Here is a 23,453-nt window from a genome sequence, read left to right on the forward strand (position 1 = left end):
TTTTGTTTTTATTAAATCTAAATAAGTATATATTTGCAGTCTAAACGTAGAAAATGTTCGTGAATAAAGAGTTTTTATTAGTATTGTTTTTAATGTCTGAATTCTTTGTGTTTGCTCAAAACGGAGTGCTCAAAGGGAATATTAAACATGAAGACAATACCGTTGCTTCAGGTGTTTATCTAATATTAAAGGGGAATGGAATACAAAAGGATGCAGCAACAAATTCAAAAGGGAATTATATATTTAAAGAAATTTCATACGGGGATTATACGTTAGAAATTCATTCTATAGATGCAAAGACTAAAATCTTAGATGTATTTGTCAATTCAGAAGTAAAGGAGCTTGATATAAACTTAGAAAGTTCGGATATGCATGAGTTAGATGAGGTAATGTTACATGGGAAATCACAAAAATCTAAAATAGAAACTGAAGGTTTCGCTGTAAATGTTATAGATACAAAGGAAGCGGGACTTCGTAATTTTCAAACCAACGAATTGCTAAATACTACAGTTGGAGTTAAAATCCGTCAAAATGGTGGGTTAGGATCTGAAGTTCAGTATAGTTTAAATGGATTGTCTGGAAATGCAGTGCGTATTTTTATTGATGGTATTCCAATTTCAATTTATGGTTCTTCATTTAGCTTGAATAGTATTCCGCCATCAATGATAAAAAGGATAGAGGTTTTTAAGGGTGTTGTGCCAGGTTATTTAGCAGATGATGCCTTAGGTGGAGCAATTAATATAGTACTTCATAAAGGATCGAAAACTAATCTTAATGCTTCTGTCTCTTATGGATCGTTTAATACACTACAAACCAATTTAAATGGTTTATACAGGTTTAAAAAATCTGGATTCACTGTAAAAGGTTCTTTTTTTCATAACTATTCTGATAATGATTACGAAGTTTCTGGGCGAAGTGTCGTAGTTACAGGGTTAGGAGGTGTGCAAACCCCAGTTACAGCAAAAAGATTTAATGACGCTTATAGGTCTACTGGAGGAATTGCGGAAGTTGGTTTTACAGATGTTAAATGGGCAGACCAATTTTTTGTTGGAATTACAGCTTCCGATGACTATAAAGAGATTCAACATGGTGCTTTCATGACTATTATGCCTTATAAAGGGAGGTTTATGGAGTCGGATGCAACCTTAGGAAATATAACCTATCAAAAGAAAGATCTTTTCACAAAAGGTTTAGATGTAAATGTACATGGTTTATATGGAAACAGAAATCGTATGGTAAACGATACTGTTGCGTGGGCTTATAATTGGTTAGGAGAAAGAGCTATTGATTACAAAGGTGATGAATTTAAATATTCATGGGGTTCTCAACAAGAAGGAGGGCCTACACTTGCCAAAATAAAAAGAAAAGTTGCATCAATTCGTACAGGGATTTCATATGAGATAAATGAGAACCATAAGGTATTGTTTAATCATGTATATAGTAGTATTGATAGAGAAGATAGTGATGAGTTAAGGTCGGTTTTGGAAAACACATTTGTTGGAACAAGAGACTTAAGTAAAAATATTCTTTCTTTTACTTATGAGCTTAATGCTTTTGATGAGAAGATGAAAGCTAGCTTATTTGGAAAATTGTATCAGCAAAAAACAGTAAATATCGATCCTGAAATTGATACTGATTCTAACGGGAATCAAATAATAGTTGATGATATAGTCAGTAGTAATAATACTAATAATGGATATGGTTTTGCATTATCTTATGCTATTTTGAGAAATATTACATTATTAGCATCTGCGGAGAAAGCAATTCGTTTACCAAATGAAACAGAAGTTTTTGGTAACGATGGAGATAATGTCGTTGCAAACCCGAGCATTCAACCAGAAAGTAGTAACAATTTTAATCTAGGATTTAAATTAGGAACTTTCAGGATGAAGAAGCATGACTTCTCAATTTCTACAAATTTTTTTACACGAAACATTAAAGATCGAATAGGTTTACCTATAGAAAATTCATTAAATGTAGACGACGAAACTATACTTTATGTAAATCAAGGGCACGCAACATCTAAAGGTATTGATGCTCAATTAACCTATTCATACAATAATAATTTTGGATTTAATTTTAATGTTTCTCGTTTTGATTTAATGGTAGAAAATAGAGGTGTAGAAATTGATGTTCCAAATACTCCATTTTTAACAATGAATGGAGGTTTACGCTATTCATTAAAAGACCTTTTCCAAGAAAGTGCACAGTTGAATCTATTTTATAATATATATTTTACTGATGACTTTTCTTACTTACCTCCGCAAGGAGAAAATACTGTTGGAGATGAATTTTTTAAAGTACCAGAACAATTAGTACAAGATTTTGGGCTTAGTTATACTTTCCCTAATAACAATTTTGTAATGAGTTTTGATGTTAAAAATATATTTGATAAACCGGTGTATGACAACTTATCTGTACAAAAACCGGGAAGAGCTTTTTATCTAAAATTAAACTATTTTATTAATAAATTTTAAATATAATCTAATGAAGAATCAATTCTTAAACCTTAGAACATTAGCGCTAGCATTTGGTGTTTTGTCTCTTGCAGTGAGCTGTAGTGATGATGATACTAGTGATATCATCGAGGAAAATAATGAAGACAATAGTAGATGGATTACTGTTGCAGCAGCTAAAATGGGAGACAACCCAGGAGACGGAAATGGAGGAACTTTAATATACTCTGTAAGTAGTGAAGATGCTAAAGACCCTAACAAAGTAGTAGCACCATTCGATAATGGATTTATAGTACCTTCTAACAGAACTGCTAGATTGCAATCTTCTGAAGATGGAAATACGATTTTTAATATTAGTTATGCTGGAGATACAGGTGGTAATTATACCAAATATACTGTAAATGGAGGCCAAGATTTTGAAAAAACAGGTTCAGAAGTTAGTATAGCTCCTTATGTAGGAAATGCTCCTAGATGGATAAAATTATTTGATGGAGATCAAACTGGAGCTGCAGTATATGTGTCTACAGAAAATGAATTTGATGAAGAAGATAATTATACTCGTACAAATGCAAAAATTGGAGTAGTAACTTTAGATTTAGTTAATTCTTTAATTAAAAAATTCGAGGAGCATGACGTAGCATTAAGTGCTGAAGAAGAGGCTAATGGATATTATATTTCAAGAATAGATATGCCTGTTTTAAATGCTGCTGGAGATAAATTATATATTGGAGCTCGTTTAAGCAAGGTTGACCCTACTACAGCAGAGAGTGATAGTGATTATGAGATTTTAGGATCTAAAACAATTGTTTTAGATTACCCATCTTTATTAAATCCAACAATAATTACATCTACAGTAGGTTATGGAAATACAAACGGGTACCGTAGTATTAATGCTTTCTTAGCTGAAGATAATAGTGTTTACCAAGCAAATCAGTCAGATCCAAATGGTTCTCATATTTTAAAAATCGGTTCAAACAACCAATATGATAATTCTTATGAGTTTAGTTTAGATGATGCTCTTGGGGTTCAGGATTCTTATATTCTTGCTTGGAGATATGTAGGTAATGGAAAAGCTGTAATAGCTTATCGTCATGCAGGTTCTGCTGAAGGTGTAGCAGGAGCTCAAGGGTTCTTTGCTTTGGCTGATTTAAATGCAAGAACTGCACAGAGAATTGATGATATTCCTTATAACCCTGATTTCTATTTATTCCAATACCAAGGGTTTGCTGTAGACGGATCTGAAGTTTATGTTACTGAAGCACCAGTTGGTCAAGACGGAAATATCTACGTAATTGATACCGAAACAGGAGCTGTTACTAAGGGAGCTCAATTGCAAAATATTGATGGAAGTCACTTTATAGGAACTTTCTAAAGTTTAAAAAGTAATTATTAATTAGAAAGCCGTCTAGGAATTAATTCCTAGACGGCTTTCTTTTTTTTAAAAACTAAGTTAGTTCGATTTTATCCCCTAGAAACATCACCAGAGCCAGATACCTTACTATCTTCTTTGGTTGGATTTCCGTAATATTCTACATCACCAGAACCAGAAACTCTAACCTTTAACTCTCCATCGCAGTGTAAATCAACATCGCCAGATCCAGAAATGCTTACTTCTACATTTTTAGCTTTTAATTGTTTTGCAGAAATATCTCCAGAACCAGATAGAGCACATTCAAAGTCGGTTGTATTTCCTCTTAAAACAACGTCACCAGAACCTGCTAGGTGACTTTCTACACTTGTAGATTCAATATCTAGTGTTAGATCGCCAGAACCTGCTAAACTAGCTTTAAAGTCTTTAGCTTTGATGATGTTTTTAGTTGTTACATCTCCAGATCCAGCTAAGGAAACAGCATCGATACTTTCAAAAGGAACAATAATTAAAATAGAGTTATTACGACTCGTACTTAAATCATATCCTTTTTCTGTTTTAATTTGAAGAGATCCATTTTTGACTTCTGTTTCGATATGTGGAATTAAATTTTCTTCAGCAGTGATAGTAATTTTTCCTTCTTTACCTGCAATAAGTTCAACATCAAAAAAGCCTGCTACACCAACAGCGTCATAACTGTCTGTGCTTCTCTCAACAGTAGTTACGTTTCCGTTTCCTTTTACTTTTTCATTCCCAAACCATTGAGCATTTGCTGTTGCAGTACTTGCTACAGCTAAACATAATAAGAGTAATTTTTTCATTGTTTTAATTTTTAGTTGATGGATTTTCTTTATTTTAAAGTTATATTGATTTCTCTTGAATCTTCCAATTGATTACCTAGAAAGACTGCTACATTTTACTAAAGCTCACTCCTCCATAATCAGAAGTGATGTTTATCTTATTTTTGCCCTGACTTCCGTAGTAACCTTCGTAATACTTCTCTGTTGATTTTTCTCTTTTAATTGAGAATTCAAAGTCCGTATCCCCATTTAATCCTGCATATTCAAGATTCATTGTAAAGTCAAAATGGTAAGCGTTATTGTAGCCAATTTTAATTCCAGTATAATCGCTTCTTATTTGAAGGTTACCAGCATCAGCGGCCATTTCATCAATACGGATGGAACCATAATCGGAAGTTATATCCACATTTCCATGAATAACACCAAAACGTGTTGTTAAGTAATCTCCTGTTCCTTGGATGTTATTTGCATTATTAATTTTTATGCTTCCATAATCACAAGTATATTCAACGTTTTTTCCATTGTTAACTTCAGAAGTGGTATAATCTGCATTGATACTAATATTACCTACTTTTTCTATAACGAAAGAAGAGTAGTCTGCATTTATTTTCCCGCTTTTCATGTATTCTATGGTTGATTTAGAAGTGTAATCAAACTTTAAAATATTATTATCTGCATTTAATTTTCCAATTTCTAAACGGCCATAATCACAACTAATATTTGCAACGCCATCAATTTCATTCAAATAAATACCACCGTAATCATTATTTAAATCCAACGTATTTCCTACAGGCACTTTTACAGTATAGTTTATTTCCATACTCACGTTATTGTTGCTCCATCCCCAACCGCTTTTCGAAAATATAGTTTTAGCAGAAACCATGGTACTTGAATTTTGAAATTCTATATCAATTTCATCAAGCTTTTTCTGAGCCTTATCTTCGTTATTACTATTGGTTTTTATATGAACTTCTATTACGGTTCTATTTTCATTCCAAGAGGTGATATGGAGATTCCCATAGCTGTTATTTAGTTTTAAAAGGGCTTTTGGACTTACTGTAAATTCTTTTTTCACCTTTTTTTCTTTGGTATATTTTCCATTCCATCCAGGACCAGCAGCGATTCCAAATAATGGAATGCAGACAAATAAAAGAGCTATTTTATATAATTTGATTTTCATTTTGAGAGGTTTTAAATTTTTTAATTTCTTCGATTTGAGTGAGTACATCTTGTAATAAATTAATTCGCGTTTGGTAATTAATAATCATAGCATTTAATATTTGCTTGCTACTACCTTCATTTGCCAAATCATCTTCTAATTTTTCATGATCTTTTTCTAGTTTTTTTATCTGAAGCATCGCATCTGCAATAATCTGCTTTGTTTCAGGAGTGGCCTCTGCTTGAATTTTTTCTATTTCTTCATTTATTAAAGAGGCAAAATAGAATTCCGTTTTTTGAATTTGTGAGGGTTCTTTAGCTACTTGTTGCTCAATTTTATTTTCAGCTTTAAAAACTTGAAAGCCGATAGCAACTAAAACAGCAATCGAAGCAGCAATAGAAAGTACTTTCCATGTAAAACCATTTGATTTTTTCTTCTGAATAGAAATCACTTTTTCTTGCGCTTGCAACTTCTCTAAAAAACGATTCTCATGTCCTGTTTCTGGAGCCTCAAGATCCCAATCGTCTTTAAGGTTTTCGAACAAGTTATCTATGTTATCATTATGCTTCATAAACTTCAGCTTGTAATTTTTTTCTTAAACTTTCTTTCGCTCTAGAAATTGTAGTTCTACAATTTGCATAGCTTAATTCCATGATGGTTCCTATCTCTTCATAGTCGTAACCTTCTATTAAATGAAGGGTTAAAGCAATTCTGTAATTATCCTTCAACATATTCATGGTCTGCAACACTTTTTGAGCCTTTATATTGGTCAACTCATGATCAGAATTAATTTCATTATTGTCTTCAACCCTGTAAATAACATCATCCAAGGCAACATTATTTAATTTTTGTTGTTTTCTGTAATGATGAATACTGTTGTTAATAACAATACGTTTTAACCAAGCACCAAAAGCTACTTCTCCCTTAAAAGTATGCAGTTTCGTAAATGCGTTTAAAAACGATTCTTGCATAATATCTTCGGCTTCAAAGCTATCTTTTACAATACGAAACGCCGTATTGTACATAGCTTTATAATAGCGATTGTAAAGCGCTAGTTGCGCAGATTGATTCCCTTTTTTACAGGCATCTAATAATTGGTTAATATGTAATTCTTGTTGGCTCAAAAAGTTATTCGTTTCTCACTAGTGAGTTTAAAACCTTATTATGGGTTTGTTTATACTAAAGATAGTATTACTTCTAGTTTGTTACAGTTGGCGTATAAAAAAATACGATAAAAAACAATTTTCACTGATAATCAACTGTTTATGAAGAGATGTTTTTAATAAAAAATCCTGATAAAACTATTACAATAGCCTTATCAGGATTTTTTGTTTGAAGAAAATTGGCTTTAAGCGTTTTCTCCTATTCTATAATAATTGAAGCCTAAACTATTAAGCTTGTCTTTATCTAAAATTCTTCTCCCATCAAAAACAAAAGCAGGCTTTAGCATTTGTTTAAAAATGGTTTCCCAATTGTAATCTTTAAACTCATCCCATTCTGTTAAAACAGCAATTACATGTGCGTCTTTAGAAGCTTTTATAGGATCTTTTACCACAGTTACGAGTTTTCTATTCTCTTCTTCAGAACGTGTGTTTAAATAATCTAAATCAGCATAAATTCGTTCTGCAGAAACTTTAGGATCGTAGATTACAATTTCTGCTTGCTCTTCTAAAAGAGCATCGGCTACGTATATGGCAGCAGACTCACGAGTATCGTTGGTGTCTTTTTTAAATGCCCATCCGTAGAAAACAATTTTTTTCCCAGAAACGGTATTGTAAAGTGTACTGATAATATTATTGGCAAACCTCGATTTCTGATAATCATTCATAATAATGACTTGTTCCCAATAATCTGCCACTTCATGTAAACCGTAGCTTTTGGCTATGTAAACAAGGTTTAAAATATCTTTCTGAAAGCAAGAACCACCAAATCCAACAGATGCATTTAAAAATTTGGAACCAATACGACTGTCTAAACCGATAGCTTTAGAAACTTCTTGTACATTGGCATCTGTTTTTTCACATAATGCAGAAATAGAATTGATAGATGAAATTCGTTGTGCTAGAAAGGCATTTGCTACCAATTTTGACAACTCGGAAGACCAAATATTAGTTTTCAAGATGTTTTCTTTCGGGAGCCAATGTTCATAAATAGCGCTCAACGCTTCCTTTGCAGCTTCACCTTCTTCAGTTTCATCTCCACCAATAAGAACTCTATCAGCATGTAAGAGATCATTAATTGCAGTTCCCTCCGCTAAAAACTCGGGATTGGAAAGAATCTCAAAATTTACATGATTCCCTGTATTGTCAAGGATATTTTTAATGGCTTGCGCAGTCCTAACAGGAAGGGTAGATTTCTCTACAACAATTTTATCATCTTTAGCAACTTTGGCAATATTACGAGCGCAGAGTTCGATAAATTTTAAATCGGCCGCCTGTCCTTTTCCTTTACCGTATGTCTTGGTAGGTGTATTTACAGAGATGAAAATCATTTCTGCTTCATCAATAGCCTTATCAACTTCCGTAGAAAAGAATAAATTTTTATTTCGTGTTTCAGCTATAATTTCTTTTAATCCAGGTTCATAAACGGGGAGATTATCTAGATTCTTATCGTTCCATGCGTTAATTCTATCCGCATTTATATCTACAACTGTAACTTGAATTTCTGGACATTTATGTGCAATAACCGACATGGTTGGGCCACCAACATATCCAGCCCCGATACAGCAGATTTTATTTATTTTTTTCACACGTATTTTTTTGATAGCAAATTAATATGAAATATAGAAATTGGTTATAATCGAAACTATTTGCAATTCTATTATGCAAATATATAAGCTTCTTGGTAACTACTTTCATTTTAATCGTTCAAAATGGCTTATTATTGTTTGTAAACCTTTATTTGTAAAGGTTAAAATCATCTAAAATGCCATGCTCTTTTATGCTATTAATTGTATCTTCTAGCTATAACCAAAAAAGCTACAAATCATGAATTTTTTAACAATAGCAACATTTGCTTTACAATCTCCAGATGGGATTCCAAAACCAGGAAATAATGATCCTATAAATTTACAATCGTGGTCAGAAGTAATTATTTACGTTATGATCCCAATCCTACTAATAATATTCTATTTTGTTTGGAGAAAGAATAAAAGGAATAGGAGGGATTAATATTAAGTATCGAGAGGATGTTTTTAAATTACTGTGCATTATGCTTGTGACCTTAAATAAAGCTAGAAAGCTTGACACTTTATTTTAACTTTTAACATATCGAAATTATTAATTCAATGTAAATAAAAGCATCGCTATTTAAACAAAAGGTTAAATGGCGGTGCTTTTTATATTTTTCACTACGTGTGCTCTGCGGTTTTTGGTATCTACTATTGAAAGCCGATAACAAGAGCATGAAAGAATCAACATTTAAATACCTTTTAGAGAAATACGAAAAAGGAAAAACTACTTCTGAGGAAAACGCACTTCTAGAAAAATTTGATGCTCATTTTATAGAAACAAATGAAGCAACAATTTTTCAGTCACAATTACATAAAAATAGAGTGCAAAGCGAAATTTACCGTTTTGTAAAACGCTCGACAGCTAAAACACCTATTAATTGGTATAAAATAGCAGCGAGTATCATTGTACTAATAGGCGTAGGACTTTCTACATGGTTTGCTTTTAATCCTAAAGAAACTATTTCTTACATATTGATTGCTACAAATGAGAACGAAATAAAAAATATTGTTTTGCAAGATAGTAGTGTGGTTACTTTAAATGAAAATAGTCAGTTAAGATTACCAAATAAATTTCCATCCAATAGCAGGCATGTTATTTTAAATGGGGAGGCTTATTTTAAAATTTCCAAAGATAAAAAGCGTCCCTTTACAGTTACAGCAAATAATATTATTACGAAGGTTTTAGGAACACAGTTTAATATTAAAATGGATGGCAATATAATTTCCGTAGCATTAGTAGAAGGCTCAGTAGACGTAAAAGGGCTTCAAACTTCAAAGGTTTTAAAGCCAAATGAAAAGATAAACTTCAATTTAAAAAATAAAAAGATTGATACAGAATTATTTAATCCTAAAGAAGAGCTCTTGTGGATGACCAAAACAATGACGTTTAACAATACTTCTTTATTGGAAATAGTGAAGCTATTAGAGAAAAAATTTGAAGTTTCTATCGATCTAGAAAATTCAATTTTAAATGATGTAAAAGTAAGCGGAACCTTTGCCAATCAGAGTCTTACTTCTATTCTAATGGCTGTCACAAAAGCAACAAATTTAACTTTTAAACACATAGCTAAAAACCAAATATTAATCTATAACCCACAGAAAAAGACAGAAAAATGAAAACATAAGAAATAAAAAAAGGAAGTGCGCCAACACTCCCTTCAACAGAATAATCATATCAAATTTAAAATGTATCAGTCAACACAAATCAAACTTATTGTAATTGATTAAACCGCAATAAAAATATGAAAAAAAAAGCAAGTAAATGTCATAAATTAATTATGCGTATTTCCACCTTTTATATAATGATAGTCTTAGGATTGCATGGTTTATTTGCTACCGAAATAAATGGGCAGACATTAAAGAATTCAAATATTCTTTTAGAAAAGAATACTTACAAACTTGAAGAATTATTTGGAATTATAGAATCAGAAACAGCCTATAATTTTGTGATATCTGAAGATTATCTAAATACTAATACAATTGTATATACCGCTGCAGGAAAGGTTAATTTATTGTATTTGTTGGAATCTATTTCTAAAGAAAAACAATTACGTTTTTATAGAGTTAACGAATTAATAAGTGTTTCTAAAATAAGTAATAATCCAGTAAGAGGTGAGGTGCAAGTCGTAGAGCAAGTAACCGTAACAGGGCTGGTAGTAGATCAAGAAGGAGTACCGCTACCTGGTGCTACGGTACAGGTAAATAACAAAGCCATAGGAGTGGTAACAGATTTTAATGGAAACTTTAGTATTTCAGCAAAAAAAGGAGATGAAGTAAAAATTACTTATGTAGGATTCTTTCCAAGTTCATTTACTATTGGAGATAAAACTTTTTATGAAATTAAATTAGAGCAAGATGTATCAGAGTTAGATGAAGTAGTTGTTACAGCGTTAGGAATTAAAAGAGAAGAGAAGATGTTGGGATTTTCTCAAGAAACTGTAGAATCTGAAAAGCTAGATCAAGCTATGCCTACAAACTGGTCGTCTGGATTGAAAGGGAAGGTTGCAGGTTTAAATATTGTTTCTGCAGGTTCTGGGCCTATAAATTCACAACAAATAACTCTAAGAGGTAACAGTTCTTTTGATTTAAACGGAAATTATGCTTTGGTAGTCGTAGATGGGGTTCCTGTTAATACAGAGATGACAACTTCAGGATCAAGTACGGCTTATACAGGGGCAGATTCGCCTATTGACTATGGAAATGCAATATCCGACTTGAATTTAGAAGATATTGAAAGTGTTTCCGTTTTAAAGGGACCAGGAGCAGCTGCATTATATGGAAGTAGAGCAGCAAATGGAGTTTTAATGATAACAACTAAATCTGGGAAAAACAGCAAAGGATTAGGAGTAACTTTTGATTCTAGTACTTCATTTGATGTTATCCAGCGTTGGCCAGATTATCAATATAAGTATGGTCAAGGAACAGGTAAATATTTTGATGATGAAGGAAATCCTTATTATTCATACGGAATGTCTGACGATGGAGGAAATACAGGGTCTACAAGTAGTGCTTGGGGGCCAGAATTTAAAGGGCAGTATTATTACCAATATGATCCAGCTTTAGAAGGTCAGTCTAGTGAACGTCAACTTTGGCAACCATATAAAGATAATAGAAAAGATTTTTGGAGAACTGGAGTAACTAATATTAATAATTTATCGATTCAAGGTGGTGGAGAAAAAGGATCTATGCGTGCTTCCATAGGATATACAAAGAACGAATGGATAATGCCTAATACTGGTTTTGATAGAATAACAGCTTCAATCAATTCAAAATATAAAATCTCTGAATTTGTAGATTTAGGAGCAGTTATAAATTATACAAATAGATCGAGCGATAATCTTCCTAGTACTGGATATAATAACGGATCTATAGCTTACTTTATGATTTTCCAAAATCCAAATGTAGATTTAGATTGGTATCGTCCTATTTGGCAAGAAGGAAAAGAAGATATTCAGCAAATACAACCTTTTAGCTCATACATAGACAATCCATATTTAATTGCATACGAATCTCTAAATACATTGGAGAGTAATCAAATAGTAGGAAATATTAATGCTAATATACATTTAGGTAAAAATCTAGATTTATTAGTAAGAACATCTTTAAATACTTATTATCAAGATAGAGAGTCTAAACGTCCTTATAGTATAAATCGCTACGCAGAGGGATATTATGGAAATCAAGATGTTTTTAAACAAGAAATCAATAATGACTTCTTATTATCATATGATAAAGATATTTCTAAAAAGTTTGGATTTAAAATGTCGGTAGGGGGTAATAACCGTATAGAAAAACGCAGATATACATCTACTTCTGTAACAGGGTTAGTAGTTCCAGGAGTATATAAGTTAGCCAATGGTAAAAGTAGTCCTTCCATCTCAACATCCGATTACGATAAGAAAGTAAATAGTTTATATGGATTAGCAACTTTTTCATTTAACGATCAAATTTTTGTTGATGTTACAGGGCGTAATGATTGGTCGAGCACATTACCGCAAGATAATTGGTCGTTTTTCTACCCTTCAGTAAATACAAGTTTTATTTTATCAGATATTTTTAATCTAAAAGGAAACACCTTGGATTATTTGAAATATAGATTTTCTTATGCGCAAGTAGGAAATGACACAGATCCATATCAAACAAGTAAGTATTATAATAATAGCGATTTTGCTAGTTCAGCCACTGTTCCTTCAACATTATACAATCCTAATTTAAAACCAGAATTATCAACAAGTTTTGAAACAGGAATTGAAGCGAAGTTCTTTAAAAACAGATTAAGTTTAGATGCTACAGTTTATCAAATAGAGACCGAAAATCAAGTAATTCAGTTAGATTTAGATTATAACACAGGTTATAGTTCTACTTATGTAAATTCTGGAAGTGTTAGAAATAGAGGGATTGAATTAACTCTTGAAGGAAAAATCATAAAGAATAAGAAATTTGATTGGAGTTCGACGGTAACTTGGTCTAAAAATCAAGGAAGAGTATCCGATTTACCAGATGAAGTAGATAATGAATTTTTAATTGATTCTGGAGGAAATGCTTATATGATTGCTAAAGTAGGAGAATCTCCAACTGCTATATATGGATATGGTTTTGTACGTTCTCCTGAAGGAGAAATTGTATACGATGAAGGGGGTTTACCAGCATACCCAGAATCTGGGGATTATAAATATATTGGAGACGCAATGCCAGATTGGAGAGCAGGCTGGTACAATAAGTTTAAATTTGGAAACTTTACGGCGGGAGTCACAATTGACGGTCAATATGGCGGAATCGTATATTCTCAAACTCACCATAAACTGGTTCAGCAAGGAAAACTTACTTCTACTTATTACGGACGAGATACTGGATATATTGTTGGAGAAGGAGTTGTGGATAATGGCGATGGTACTTATTCACCAAATACAACTGAAGTAGTAACTCCAGATTGGTATAACCGTTATTATAGACGTGCTAATGTAGAATCAAATTCTTTTGATGCTTCTTATATAAAACTTCGAGAGGTTAGTATTCAATATTCTTTACCAAATAAATGGTTAGCAAGCTCCGGGATACAAGGTGTAGATATTTCTTTATATGGAAGTAATTTATTAATGATTACCGATTTCCCAATTTACGATCCAGAAACAGCAGCTTTAAATGGAAATCGAATTATGCCAGGTGTAGAAATGGGACAAATGCCATCTCCAGCAACTTATGGAGTTAACTTAAAAGTCAAATTATAATCAAATAAAATACTCATCATTTTACTTTGAAGTTTTAAGCAGATGATGAGTGTTTTTCTGATAATTTATAACAAATCCTAACAGATGAAAAATAAAACTATAGTATTATTCAGCTTCTTATTTTTAACTGTCATCGTTTCATGTACAGGAGATTTTGAAGAATTAAATGACGATCCAAATAGAATTTCAGAAATAAGTCCAGGTACTTTATTAAATCCCATTATTTATGGCATAGCTTCTCATAATGCAGGTCGTAGTGATGCTATTACATTTAATTTAATGCAAGTTTCGCTTCCATTTCCTAGTATTTCTGGAGGTCTACATCGCTATGATGTGAGTTTAGGAATAGGGAATTCATCATGGAATAATTATTTTAAATGGGCGCAAAATATTAAAGAAATGTGGATAGCAGCCGACGAGCGGGAAGATGATAATTATAAAGCAATTGCATTAACTTTAAATGCGTTGGTGTATGCTAATTTAACCGACCTTTTTGGACCTATACCTATGCAAGAAGCTTCTAGCGCAGAGGATGGTGTTTTATATCCGAGTTTTGACGATCAAGAAACTATTTATAATACCATTTTAGCAGATTTAGAAGTAGCAAATTCACTATACAACTCTTCAGAAGCAATGGTGTATGAAGCAGATATATTATTTGATAATGATGTAGAAAAGTGGCAAAAATTCACTAATTCATTACATCTTAGGTTATTGTTGAGGTTATCCAACAGAACCGAATTGAAAGTTTATGAAAAGTTAGCTTCTATAATAAATAATCCATCCAAATATCCTGTTTTTGAGAATACAGAAGAATCGGCTATTTTAAAAGTAACTGGTGAAACACCAAACGTTTCTCCATGGGGAAGACCGCAAGATTTTAGGCTAAGTACAAAAGTAGCTTCATTTTTTATAGATAATTTAAATGAATGGAACGATCCACGAAGAGCTGTAATTGCTACAGAAGCTAATATAGATGGGGAGCAAATAGGTTATAAAGGAATTCCTAGTGCTTATGAAGGTTTAGATTCTCAATTTGAATACAATGCTTCAACATTTAATATAGAGCAAGTAACAAACCCTATGAATATATTTTTAATGACGTATGCCGAGGTGGAGTTTATAAAAGCTGAGGTTGCTCAAAAAGGGTTTATTTCTAATGCTGAAATGCATTATAACAATGCTGTATCTGGGGCAATGGAACAATTAGAGATAGAAGTCACCGATGAATATTTTGAAAATATAGCAGTAGCGTATAATGGAACCTTAGAACAAATAATGCTTCAAAAATATTATGCGCTCTATTTTACAGACTATCAACAGTGGTTTGAATATAGAAGAACTGGATTGCCAGAATTACCAACTACAACCGCAATGGAAAATAATGCGGTAATGCCTTCTCGTTTATATTATCCTAGTGATTTAGCTATAGGAAACCCAAGTGGTTATGCTAAAGGAGTAGAAATGTTAGGCGGTAAGGATGATATAAATGTAAAAGTTTGGTGGGATAAATAATAAACTATAAATAATGAAAAAAATAATTATAACGACGGGAGTGTTTCTTTTAGCATCTATGGCATATAGCCAATCAACCGTAAAGGGATATGTATTTAACGACACAAATAAAAATGGTAAGAAAGACAGAAAAGAAGCCGGAATAGAAGGGGTTTCTGTAACCAATGGAGTAGAAGTAGCGCAAACCGATAAGAATGGAGCTTACACACTTCCTGTGAGTAACGATGCTATTATTTCGGTTATAAAGCCTGCATATCACTCAATTAATGTGAATGAGGATAACCTTTCTCAATTTTTCTATAATCATAAGCCAGAAGGTTCTCCAAAGACTAAGTTTGAGGGAGTTCCCTCTACAGGAAAATTACCAAAAGAAGTGAATTTTGGACTAACACCTTCCGAAAAGAAAAATGATTTTACAGCTCTTATTTTTGGTGATCCGCAACCTTACACCCTTGAAGAAGTTAATTATTTTGCTCGTGGGATTGTAAGCGATGTTGCTACTACTGATGGCGTGGCTTTTGGATTAAGTATGGGCGATTTGGTGGGCAACGATTTGAGCCTTTTTAATCCTTATATAAAAGCGGTTAAAGAGCTTGGTCTTCCTTGGTATAATTTATTAGGGAATCACGATTTGAATTTCGATGCTCAAGAAGATCACTTAGCAGATGAAACCTATGAGACACATTTTGGTCCAGCTAATTATGCCTTTAATGAAGGAAAGGTGCATTTTATTGTTTTAGATGATGTTTTGTATCCCGATCCTCGCGACCAGAAAAGTTATTGGGGTGGTTTTAGAAAAGATCAATTGGAGTTTGTAAAAAATGACTTGAAATATGTGCCAAAAGATCATTTAATTGTTTTGGCTTTCCATATCCCGATCAGCGAGCCAGAAGGGGATTCCTTTAGAGATGAAGACCGTCAACAGTTATTTGATTTACTAAAAGAGTATCCAAATACCCTTTCATTATCGGCACACACACATATTCAACGTCAGGATTTTTTTGATGAAGAATCTGGATGGTATCAAGATAAACCACACCATCATTACAATGTTGGAACTACTTCTGGCGATTGGTATTCTGGGAAGTTAGATGAAAATGGAATTCCAATTTCAGTAATGAGAGATGGCACACCAAAAGGTTATGCTTTTATCAATTTTAAAGGAAACCAATACGAAGTCAAATATAAAGTAGCTGGGAAGCCAGCAGATTACCAGATGAATATATTTGTTCCTAAAGTCGTTGCTGAAGGAAGAAATACTAAAGCAGGAATTTATGTAAACTTTTTTATCGGAAGTGAAAATGATGAGGTTTTATATCGAGTTGATGAAGGGGAGTGGAAGCCGATGGAATATGTGCAGGAGCAAGATCCTTCATATGAAGTATTAGTTTATGAGTGGGATTTAACTAATAAATTAATGCCTGGAAGAAGGTCCTCCAATCCAATAGATTCTAAGCATTTATGGAAAGGTAAAATACCAACTAAACTAAAAAAAGGAAACCATAAGATTGAAGTAAAAGCAATTGATATGTATGGAAACACATACACTGGAACAAGTAGTTATCGATTAGAATCACCTTCTCAATCACCAGTGAATGCTAATTAAGATTAAAGCTCTAATAAATGAGTTTCATTTGTGTGCTTTTTGGAGTTAATCCATGAAAGCAGTTGATTTTTTTTTCTAATAAACCCTGTAGAATTTCTGCAGGGTTTTTTAATCTCCGATATTATTAGATTAATAACGTGAACTTAGCTTATAGTTTACTTTAAATTAACTCAAAAGGGAAGTGTTTTTCTTTATTTTGAAAGCCATGAATAACACCACTCCACTTACTGCCAATCAACTAATGGATCGCATTAAAAGCGATGATGAAAAAGCATTTCATTTACTGTTTAATCGTTATTGGGAGGTTCTTTTTATTATGGCAAAATCTATTTTAAATGATGAAGCTATAGCCAAAGACTTGGTACAAGAGGTTTGGATGAATTTTTGGGAGCGAAGAAAAAAAATAGATAGCTCCAATATTGAAGCTTACTTAAAACAAGCTATAAAATATAAAGTTTATAAAGAGCTTAGAAATAATCCTTTAAGTGTAAAACATAAAGACTATCTTGAAGGAGTAGATGCAGAAGTTGCTACTGATGATCAACTTATTTTTATTCAAACTGATAATGCGCTGACTAATATAATACGTGAATTACCAGATCGTTGTCGTGAAATTTTTAAACTTAGTAGAGAAGACAACTTGACAAATCAAGAAATAGCAAATCAACTTAATATTTCTAGGAGAACTGTAGAAACACATATTTCTAATGCTTTGAAAATATTGAGAATACGGATTACTTCTTTTATGTTTTAATTAAATTAATTGTATGAACTGCTTAAAGTCAACTTTTAAAAAAAGGTCAACTAAAATTAATTTCAGTTGACCTTTTTGTTTTAATAAAAATCTTGACAATCAAATTGTTTTAATCTAATAATTAGATCTTAGTTCTGTCAACTTTTTTATTAGGATCATACAATCTTAACATTGGGTAATTTTGTAAAAACACATAATCAGTATCAGAAGCAAATGCAACATGACATTGGTTACATTTGGCTGTAGGCTGTACTTTAGAAGAAGCTACAGGAGGATTCGTGTGTTTATCATTCCATTTAAAATAACCCCAGTTACCTGGTTTGTCTGGAAACCTTTTCTTACTCTTTACAGAAGCTTTTATAGTATGGATTTCTCCAGCAGAATATCCTACACCACTATTAAGTTCTCTTTTTGTAAGCACATTTACTTGTATAAATTGCGTACCCTCTCTAAACTTTCCAGTCTTTTTAAAATGCTCAAAATCCGAAGGCGGCATGTAAGTGTTGTGAAAACCAGGAAACAATGTTGGATTACCGGTGTTCAATTCAGCAGGAGCAACGTTTGAGCCTACAAAAATCCATGAAGTGTAAAGATCAGGACTAGGTCTCATAAGCTCACCATTGCTGTTAAACTCCATTTTTTCTTTGTACAATGGCTCGGCAGTTGTGTACTCAGAATCATTTTCACTTGTAAAAGCGAAGAGACCAAATACTACTGTAGCTCCTAATGCAATTGCACCTTTGGTAATTAATTTTCTCATAATGTTTAATATTTTATAAGTTTTCTTTAGTAAAAACCTATAGTCTAGTAAATATAGTATTTTTACTAAACAAATTAATCTTAATCTTAATATTTATAGAATAAAATACATATTTTGTTTTAAAAGAAGTAGCCGTAGAGTAGTTAAGAGGCTTGCAGGTAGTCTATAATCTATATGTTATGGAAACATACTGTTAGTCAAAATACACTAATTAATTTTACTTGCTACGGAAATCGAAACATACATGTTTTTGAAGTACAATAAAAAGAGTATATTTACAATGTGAAAATATTAATGGCAATATTATCTATTTACTTTTTGTCACTCAGCTTTTTAGTTTGTAGTGATGAGGTTGCTGTTGATGTAACTTCAGAAAAAGTAGTGATGAGTCAAGATCAACATCCTGGGGATTTAGATTTAGACTTATGTTCACCATTTTGTCAATGTCAGTGTTGTCATATCCCAATGATTACTTTGGAAGAGTATGATTTTGCTGTCATCGATTTAAGTATCTCTACAAAAGAGGATCATTTTTATTTTAATATAAAAGATGATTTTTTAAACTCCATTTTACAACCACCTCGGGTATAATTCAGTATACATAATTTTTTTGTTTGACATGATTGTCAGACTTACTATTCTTTTGTTTAACTGAATTAATATTCAATTACATGATTAATAATATTATAGCTTTTTCTATAAAGAATAAGCTTATTATCGGACTCTTTATTTTGTCTTTGGTGGGAGTCGGAATATGGTCTATGTCTACCATAAATCTAGGGTCAGTTCCCGATATTACTAATAACCAAGTACAGGTAATTACAATGTCTCAGAATTTAGCCACTGAAGATATTGAGCAATTTGTTACCTACCCCGTTGAACTTTCAATGGCCAATTTGCCCGGAGTAGAAGAAATTCGATCTATTTCTAGATTTGGACTTTCTGTGGTAACTATTGTCTTTGAAGATGATATGGGAGTTTATCTTCCACGGCAATTAGTACAAGAAAAATTAATAGAAGTACAATCCGAAATACCCAAGAAATTTGGTTCACCATCAATTGGCCCAATAAGTACTGGTTTGGGGGAGATTTATCAATATACTTTAAGCCCAGAAGAGGGGTATGAAGATGAGTTTTCTCCAACTCGATTACGATCTATTCAAGATTGGGTTGTTGCTAGGCAATTAGCCTTAACAGAAGGAGTTATCGATGTAAATGCTTTTGGAGGAAAAATAAAGCAATACGAAATAGCTATCAATCCCAACAGGCTAAATGCAGCTAAAGTGTCTTTGTCAGAAGTTTTTGAAGTATTAGAGAAAAATAATGTAAATACTGGCGGAGCATATATCGAGAAAAATAATATGGCGAATTTTATTCGAGGGGAGGGATTGATACAATCTTTGGATGATATAAAAAACATCGCTGTTAAGAATATAAATGGAATTCCAATTTTAATAAAAGACGTGGCTGAATCTGTTCATTATGGAAGTCAGACACGATACGGTGCTTTTACTCAAGACGGCGAAGAAGCTGTTGGGGGAATGGTTTTAATGCTTCGTGGAGCTAATCCTAGTAAAGTAATTAAGAACGTCCAAGAGCGAATGAAGGTCGTGCAAAAATCTCTTCCTGAAGGTCTAGTTATCAAACCTTTTTTAGATAGAAGCTCTTTGATTGAGAGAACTACAAGCACTGTAAAACAAAACCTAATTGAAGGGGCGCTAATTGTGATATTTGCTTTAGTACTTCTTTTAGGGAGTTTACGTGGAGGTATCATCACTGCAACAACAATTCCGTTATCACTACTCTTTGCTTTTATATTGATGAAGCAGTTTAATGTCTGGGCAAATTTAATGAGCTTAGGAGCGATAGATTTTGGAATTATAATTGACGGAGCGGTAATTATTATTGAGGGAACTGTGCATGAGATTCAGAAACGTTTAAAATCCAATTCTAAAAGGGTAACCAATGCGGAAATGGATACTATTTCTTATCAAGCAGGATCTACCATGATGAATTCTGCTTTCTTCGGACAAATAATAATTTTAATTGTTTTTACTCCTATTTTATTCTTAACTGGAGTGGAAGGGAAAATGTTTAAGCCAATGGCATTTACATTTGGTTTTGCAATGATTGGAGCTATTGTTTTGTGTTTAACATATGTTCCAATGATGGCTTCTATTTTTATGAAACCTATCCAAGATAAGAAAAGCAGATTCCGGAGGTTTGAATTAAAATTAGAGAACTTAAGTAATAAAATTATAGGTGCTATCCATAATGCATATTTGCCGTTTTTAAAATTGGCTCTTCGCTTTAAGATTGCAGTAATTGCAATTGGAGTTGCATTACTAGTAATTAGTGGATTTACATTTTCTAGAATGGGAGGAGAGTTTATTCCTCAATTAGATGAAGGGGATATTGCAATGCAAGCATTAATACGCTCAGGAAGTAGCTTGAGCGAATCTATTGATGTTTCAAAGAAAATAGAACGCATATTATTAGATAATTTTCCAGAAATAAAAACAGTAGTTGCCAGAATTGGAGTCGCAGATATCCCTACAGATCCAATGCCGATGGATATTGCTGATATGTTTATCGTATTAGATAAGAATCCAGATAATTGGGTTTCGGCTACTAATAAAGATGAGCTTATAGGAAAAATTAAAGAAAAACTGTCAGTATTATCGGGAGTCAACTTAGTTTTTAGTCAGCCAGTAGAATTGCGTTTTAATGAATTGATTACTGGAGTTAGAGAAGATGTAGCTGTTAAACTTTATGGAGAAGATTTAGATGTGCTAGCACAGAAAGCACAAAAGATGGCAACATTAATTCAAACAATACCAGGCGTAGGGGATGTAAATGCAGAGCGTATTTCTGGATTGCCACAGATGACGGTTCGTTACAACAGAAAGAATGTAGCTCAATATGGATTGAATATAGAAAAGCTTAACCAATATGTAAGTACAGCTTTTGCGGGTGGAGTTGCAGGAGAAATTTTTGAAGGAGAAAAGCGTTACGAATTAGTGGTTCGTTTTGATGCTAAAAATAGACAAAGCATCAATGATCTAAAGAACTTATTAATTGACCTTCCTAACGGTTCTCAAATCCCTATAAGTGAAGTTGCAGATATTAGTTTTCGTCCTGGACCGATGCAAATTTCTAGAGATAATACTTTTAGAAGGACGTATGTTGGAATAAATGCTAGGGGACGAGATGTAGAGTCTGTAGTAAAGGATATCCAAAAGAAGCTAGATGAAGATTTGGACCTTCCTCCGGGGTATTATATCTCATACGGAGGAGAGTTTGAAAATTTACAAAGTGCAAAATCTAGATTGATGGTGGTGGTTCCAATAGCACTTTTCTTAATTTTTGTCTTGCTGTATTTTGCTTTAAAATCATTCTCGCAAGCAGTAATGATTTATATGGCTATTCCGTTATCTGCAATTGGGGGGATTATGGCTTTATGGTTAAGAGATATGCCTTTTAGTATTTCTGCAGGAGTAGGTTTTATTGTTCTCTTTGGAGTCGCTGTATTAAATGGTTTGGTTTTAATTAACCGTTTTAACTCTTTAAAAGAAGAAGGTGTAATTAATGTAAAAGATCAAATATTCCAAGGAACAAAAGAAAGAATCCGTCCTATTATGCTTACAGCAACAACAGATATTTTTGGGTTTTTACCAATGGCTTTCTCTTCCTCGGCAGGAGCAGAAGTGCAACAACCATTAGCAACAGTTGTAATAGGAGGTATGCTCACAGCAACTTTATTAACCTTAGTTGTTTTGCCAGTATTATATGCATTAATAGAAGAAAGAAAAAATAATAAAATGAATTTAAAATTGTCTAAATCTACACTTACAATTGGAGTGTTGATGTTAGTAAGTTTTTCAGGTTTTTCACAGCAAAATATTCAAGAGAATATACAAACCCAAGAGATTACTATCGAGGAAGCTCAAGAATTAGCTATTAAGAATTTTCCTAAGTTAAAATCTGCAGCTTTAAAAATACGAGAGCAAGAAGTCCTAAAAAAATCAGCTTGGGATTTTGGTTCTACTCAAGTTTTTACTGGAAAAGAAGAGGTTGGTAATAATTCTGAGGGGATTTATAATAAAATTGGTTTTCAGCAACAAGGAATAGATTTATTTGGAATTGCACCAAAATTAAAGTTGCAAAAAGAGCGAATTGCATTAGCCGAAAACGGATTAGAGCTTTCTGTAATAGAAGTAGAACGAGATGTAAGTGTTGCTTGGGTAAATACATATGTGGCTAGTAAGATTAATAATGTTTATAAGAGAATTGATTCTCTTTTTACTGATATTGAAAGAGCTGCAAAATTGAGATATGAAATAGAAGAAACTTCTAAATTAGAATATTTAGCAACTTCTAATCAGGCTAATCAAGTGAAAATCCAAGGAGAGAAAGCATATAGAAACTACCTGAGTTCAATTCAATACCTAAATATGTGGTTGGCAAGTGATACTTTATTTGTAATTCCTGAAGTGGAAGTTTCAACAATAGATAAACCTTTGGCGTATGAATTAGACTCTTTAACAGCTCATCCTTTGCTTCAGATGTATAAACAACAAGTTGCAGTAGCAGAAGCATCGAATCGAAAAGAGCGAGCTGCTTTTCTCCCTAAATTACAAGGACAATATTCAGAACAAGAGATAGCCGGACAATCTGGTTTCTACAAATATCAAATAGGATTAGAGATTCCTTTATTTTTTGGTCCGCAATTAGGAAAAAAACAACAGGCTCAGATTAAAAAAGAAATTGCTCAAGAAAATTATTTACAAGAGCAGTTAACGATGAATGCAAAATACCAGCAGATAATCCAAGACTATCAGAAATGGCAAAATGCTTGGTTATATTATAAAGAGGTGGCGTTGCCATTAGCAGAAGAGCAAATTACAGGAGCCGTTTTAGCCTATAAAGAAGGAGCGGTAGATTATGTTACTTTTCTTCAGAATACAAGAGATGCTATTACCATAGAAGTAGATTCATGGTTGGCATTTAGGGATTATTATACAAGTAGATATCAATTAGAATATTATTTAAAGACTTCAAAATAAAAATAGCGC

At 32.7% G+C, this 23,453-nt stretch carries 16 protein-coding genes; 10 read left to right on the plus strand and 6 right to left on the minus strand.

What is annotated here, in order from left to right:
• Window positions 1-53 precede the first annotated feature (53 nt).
• The gene (locus tag JM658_RS09935) at window positions 54-2,477 is read left to right on the plus strand and encodes a TonB-dependent receptor (RefSeq protein ID WP_236959106.1); all 2,424 of its coding nucleotides are present in this window, start codon (window positions 54-56) and stop codon (window positions 2,475-2,477) included.
• Between the two features lie 10 nt (window positions 2,478-2,487).
• Window positions 2,488-3,828 carry a hypothetical protein gene (locus tag JM658_RS09940; protein WP_236959107.1) on the plus strand — a complete coding sequence of 447 codons (1,341 nt, stop codon included), beginning with the start codon at window positions 2,488-2,490 and terminating at the stop codon, window positions 3,826-3,828.
• 89 nt (window positions 3,829-3,917) lie between these two features.
• Here JM658_RS09940 and JM658_RS09945 read toward each other — a convergent pair whose 3' ends face one another.
• The 5 genes from JM658_RS09945 to JM658_RS09965 all read right to left on the minus strand — a co-directional run bounded on the left by JM658_RS09945 (window position 3,918) and on the right by JM658_RS09965 (window position 8,533).
• A complete protein-coding gene (locus JM658_RS09945; protein WP_236959108.1) occupies window positions 3,918-4,646 on the minus strand; it encodes a head GIN domain-containing protein in 729 nt (242 codons plus the stop codon).
• A gap of 88 nt (window positions 4,647-4,734) precedes the next feature.
• Window positions 4,735-5,805 carry a DUF4097 family beta strand repeat-containing protein gene (locus JM658_RS09950; protein ID WP_236959109.1) on the minus strand — a complete coding sequence of 357 codons (1,071 nt, stop codon included), beginning with the start codon at window positions 5,803-5,805 and terminating at the stop codon, window positions 4,735-4,737.
• Window positions 5,786-6,355, minus strand: coding sequence for a hypothetical protein (locus JM658_RS09955; RefSeq protein ID WP_236959110.1), 570 nt, complete (start codon window positions 6,353-6,355; stop codon window positions 5,786-5,788). Before JM658_RS09955 ends, JM658_RS09950 begins: the two co-directional genes overlap by 20 nt.
• Window positions 6,345-6,908 (minus strand): RNA polymerase sigma factor, encoded by a 564-nt coding sequence (locus tag JM658_RS09960; RefSeq protein WP_236959111.1) that lies wholly within the window; start codon window positions 6,906-6,908, stop codon window positions 6,345-6,347. Before JM658_RS09960 ends, JM658_RS09955 begins: the two co-directional genes overlap by 11 nt.
• Before the next feature lie 224 nt (window positions 6,909-7,132).
• Complete coding sequence (locus JM658_RS09965; protein ID WP_236959112.1) at window positions 7,133-8,533, minus strand: nucleotide sugar dehydrogenase; 1,401 nt, start codon at window positions 8,531-8,533, stop codon at window positions 7,133-7,135.
• 238 nt (window positions 8,534-8,771) lie between these two features.
• Between JM658_RS09965 and JM658_RS09970 the strand changes: the two genes are divergently transcribed.
• The 6 genes from JM658_RS09970 (at window position 8,772) to JM658_RS09995 (ending at window position 17,618) form a co-directional block, all read left to right on the plus strand.
• Window positions 8,772-8,954, plus strand: a complete 183-nt coding sequence (locus JM658_RS09970) for an adenylosuccinate synthetase (RefSeq protein WP_236959113.1) — start codon at window positions 8,772-8,774, stop codon at window positions 8,952-8,954.
• A 233-nt stretch (window positions 8,955-9,187) separates the two neighbouring features.
• A complete protein-coding gene (locus JM658_RS09975; protein ID WP_236959114.1) occupies window positions 9,188-10,132 on the plus strand; it encodes a FecR family protein in 945 nt (314 codons plus the stop codon).
• 125 nt (window positions 10,133-10,257) lie between these two features.
• Window positions 10,258-13,743 carry a SusC/RagA family TonB-linked outer membrane protein gene (locus JM658_RS09980; RefSeq protein ID WP_236959115.1) on the plus strand — a complete coding sequence of 1,162 codons (3,486 nt, stop codon included), beginning with the start codon at window positions 10,258-10,260 and terminating at the stop codon, window positions 13,741-13,743.
• Between the two features lie 84 nt (window positions 13,744-13,827).
• Window positions 13,828-15,258 carry a SusD/RagB family nutrient-binding outer membrane lipoprotein gene (locus tag JM658_RS09985; protein ID WP_236959116.1) on the plus strand — a complete coding sequence of 477 codons (1,431 nt, stop codon included), beginning with the start codon at window positions 13,828-13,830 and terminating at the stop codon, window positions 15,256-15,258.
• A 13-nt stretch (window positions 15,259-15,271) separates the two neighbouring features.
• Complete coding sequence (locus JM658_RS09990) at window positions 15,272-16,864, plus strand: calcineurin-like phosphoesterase C-terminal domain-containing protein (RefSeq protein WP_236959117.1); 1,593 nt, start codon at window positions 15,272-15,274, stop codon at window positions 16,862-16,864.
• A 205-nt stretch (window positions 16,865-17,069) separates the two neighbouring features.
• Window positions 17,070-17,618, plus strand: coding sequence for an RNA polymerase sigma-70 factor (locus JM658_RS09995; protein ID WP_236959118.1), 549 nt, complete (start codon window positions 17,070-17,072; stop codon window positions 17,616-17,618).
• 121 nt (window positions 17,619-17,739) lie between these two features.
• On the opposite strand, the gene JM658_RS10000 is transcribed toward JM658_RS09995, so the two are convergent.
• Window positions 17,740-18,378, minus strand: a complete 639-nt coding sequence (locus JM658_RS10000) for a cytochrome P460 family protein (protein ID WP_236959119.1) — start codon at window positions 18,376-18,378, stop codon at window positions 17,740-17,742.
• Window positions 18,379-18,672: 294 nt separating this feature from the next.
• On the opposite strand from JM658_RS10000, the gene JM658_RS10005 reads away from it, so the two are divergent.
• Both JM658_RS10005 and JM658_RS10010 read left to right on the plus strand, forming a co-directional pair.
• A complete protein-coding gene (locus JM658_RS10005) occupies window positions 18,673-18,969 on the plus strand; it encodes a DUF6660 family protein (RefSeq protein WP_317207868.1) in 297 nt (98 codons plus the stop codon).
• A gap of 80 nt (window positions 18,970-19,049) precedes the next feature.
• Window positions 19,050-23,444 (plus strand): CusA/CzcA family heavy metal efflux RND transporter, encoded by a 4,395-nt coding sequence (locus tag JM658_RS10010; RefSeq protein ID WP_236959121.1) that lies wholly within the window; start codon window positions 19,050-19,052, stop codon window positions 23,442-23,444.
• Window positions 23,445-23,453 lie beyond the last annotated feature (9 nt).

This window comes from Joostella atrarenae (genome assembly GCF_021764745.1).
Classification (GTDB): domain Bacteria; phylum Bacteroidota; class Bacteroidia; order Flavobacteriales; family Flavobacteriaceae; genus Galbibacter; species Galbibacter atrarenae.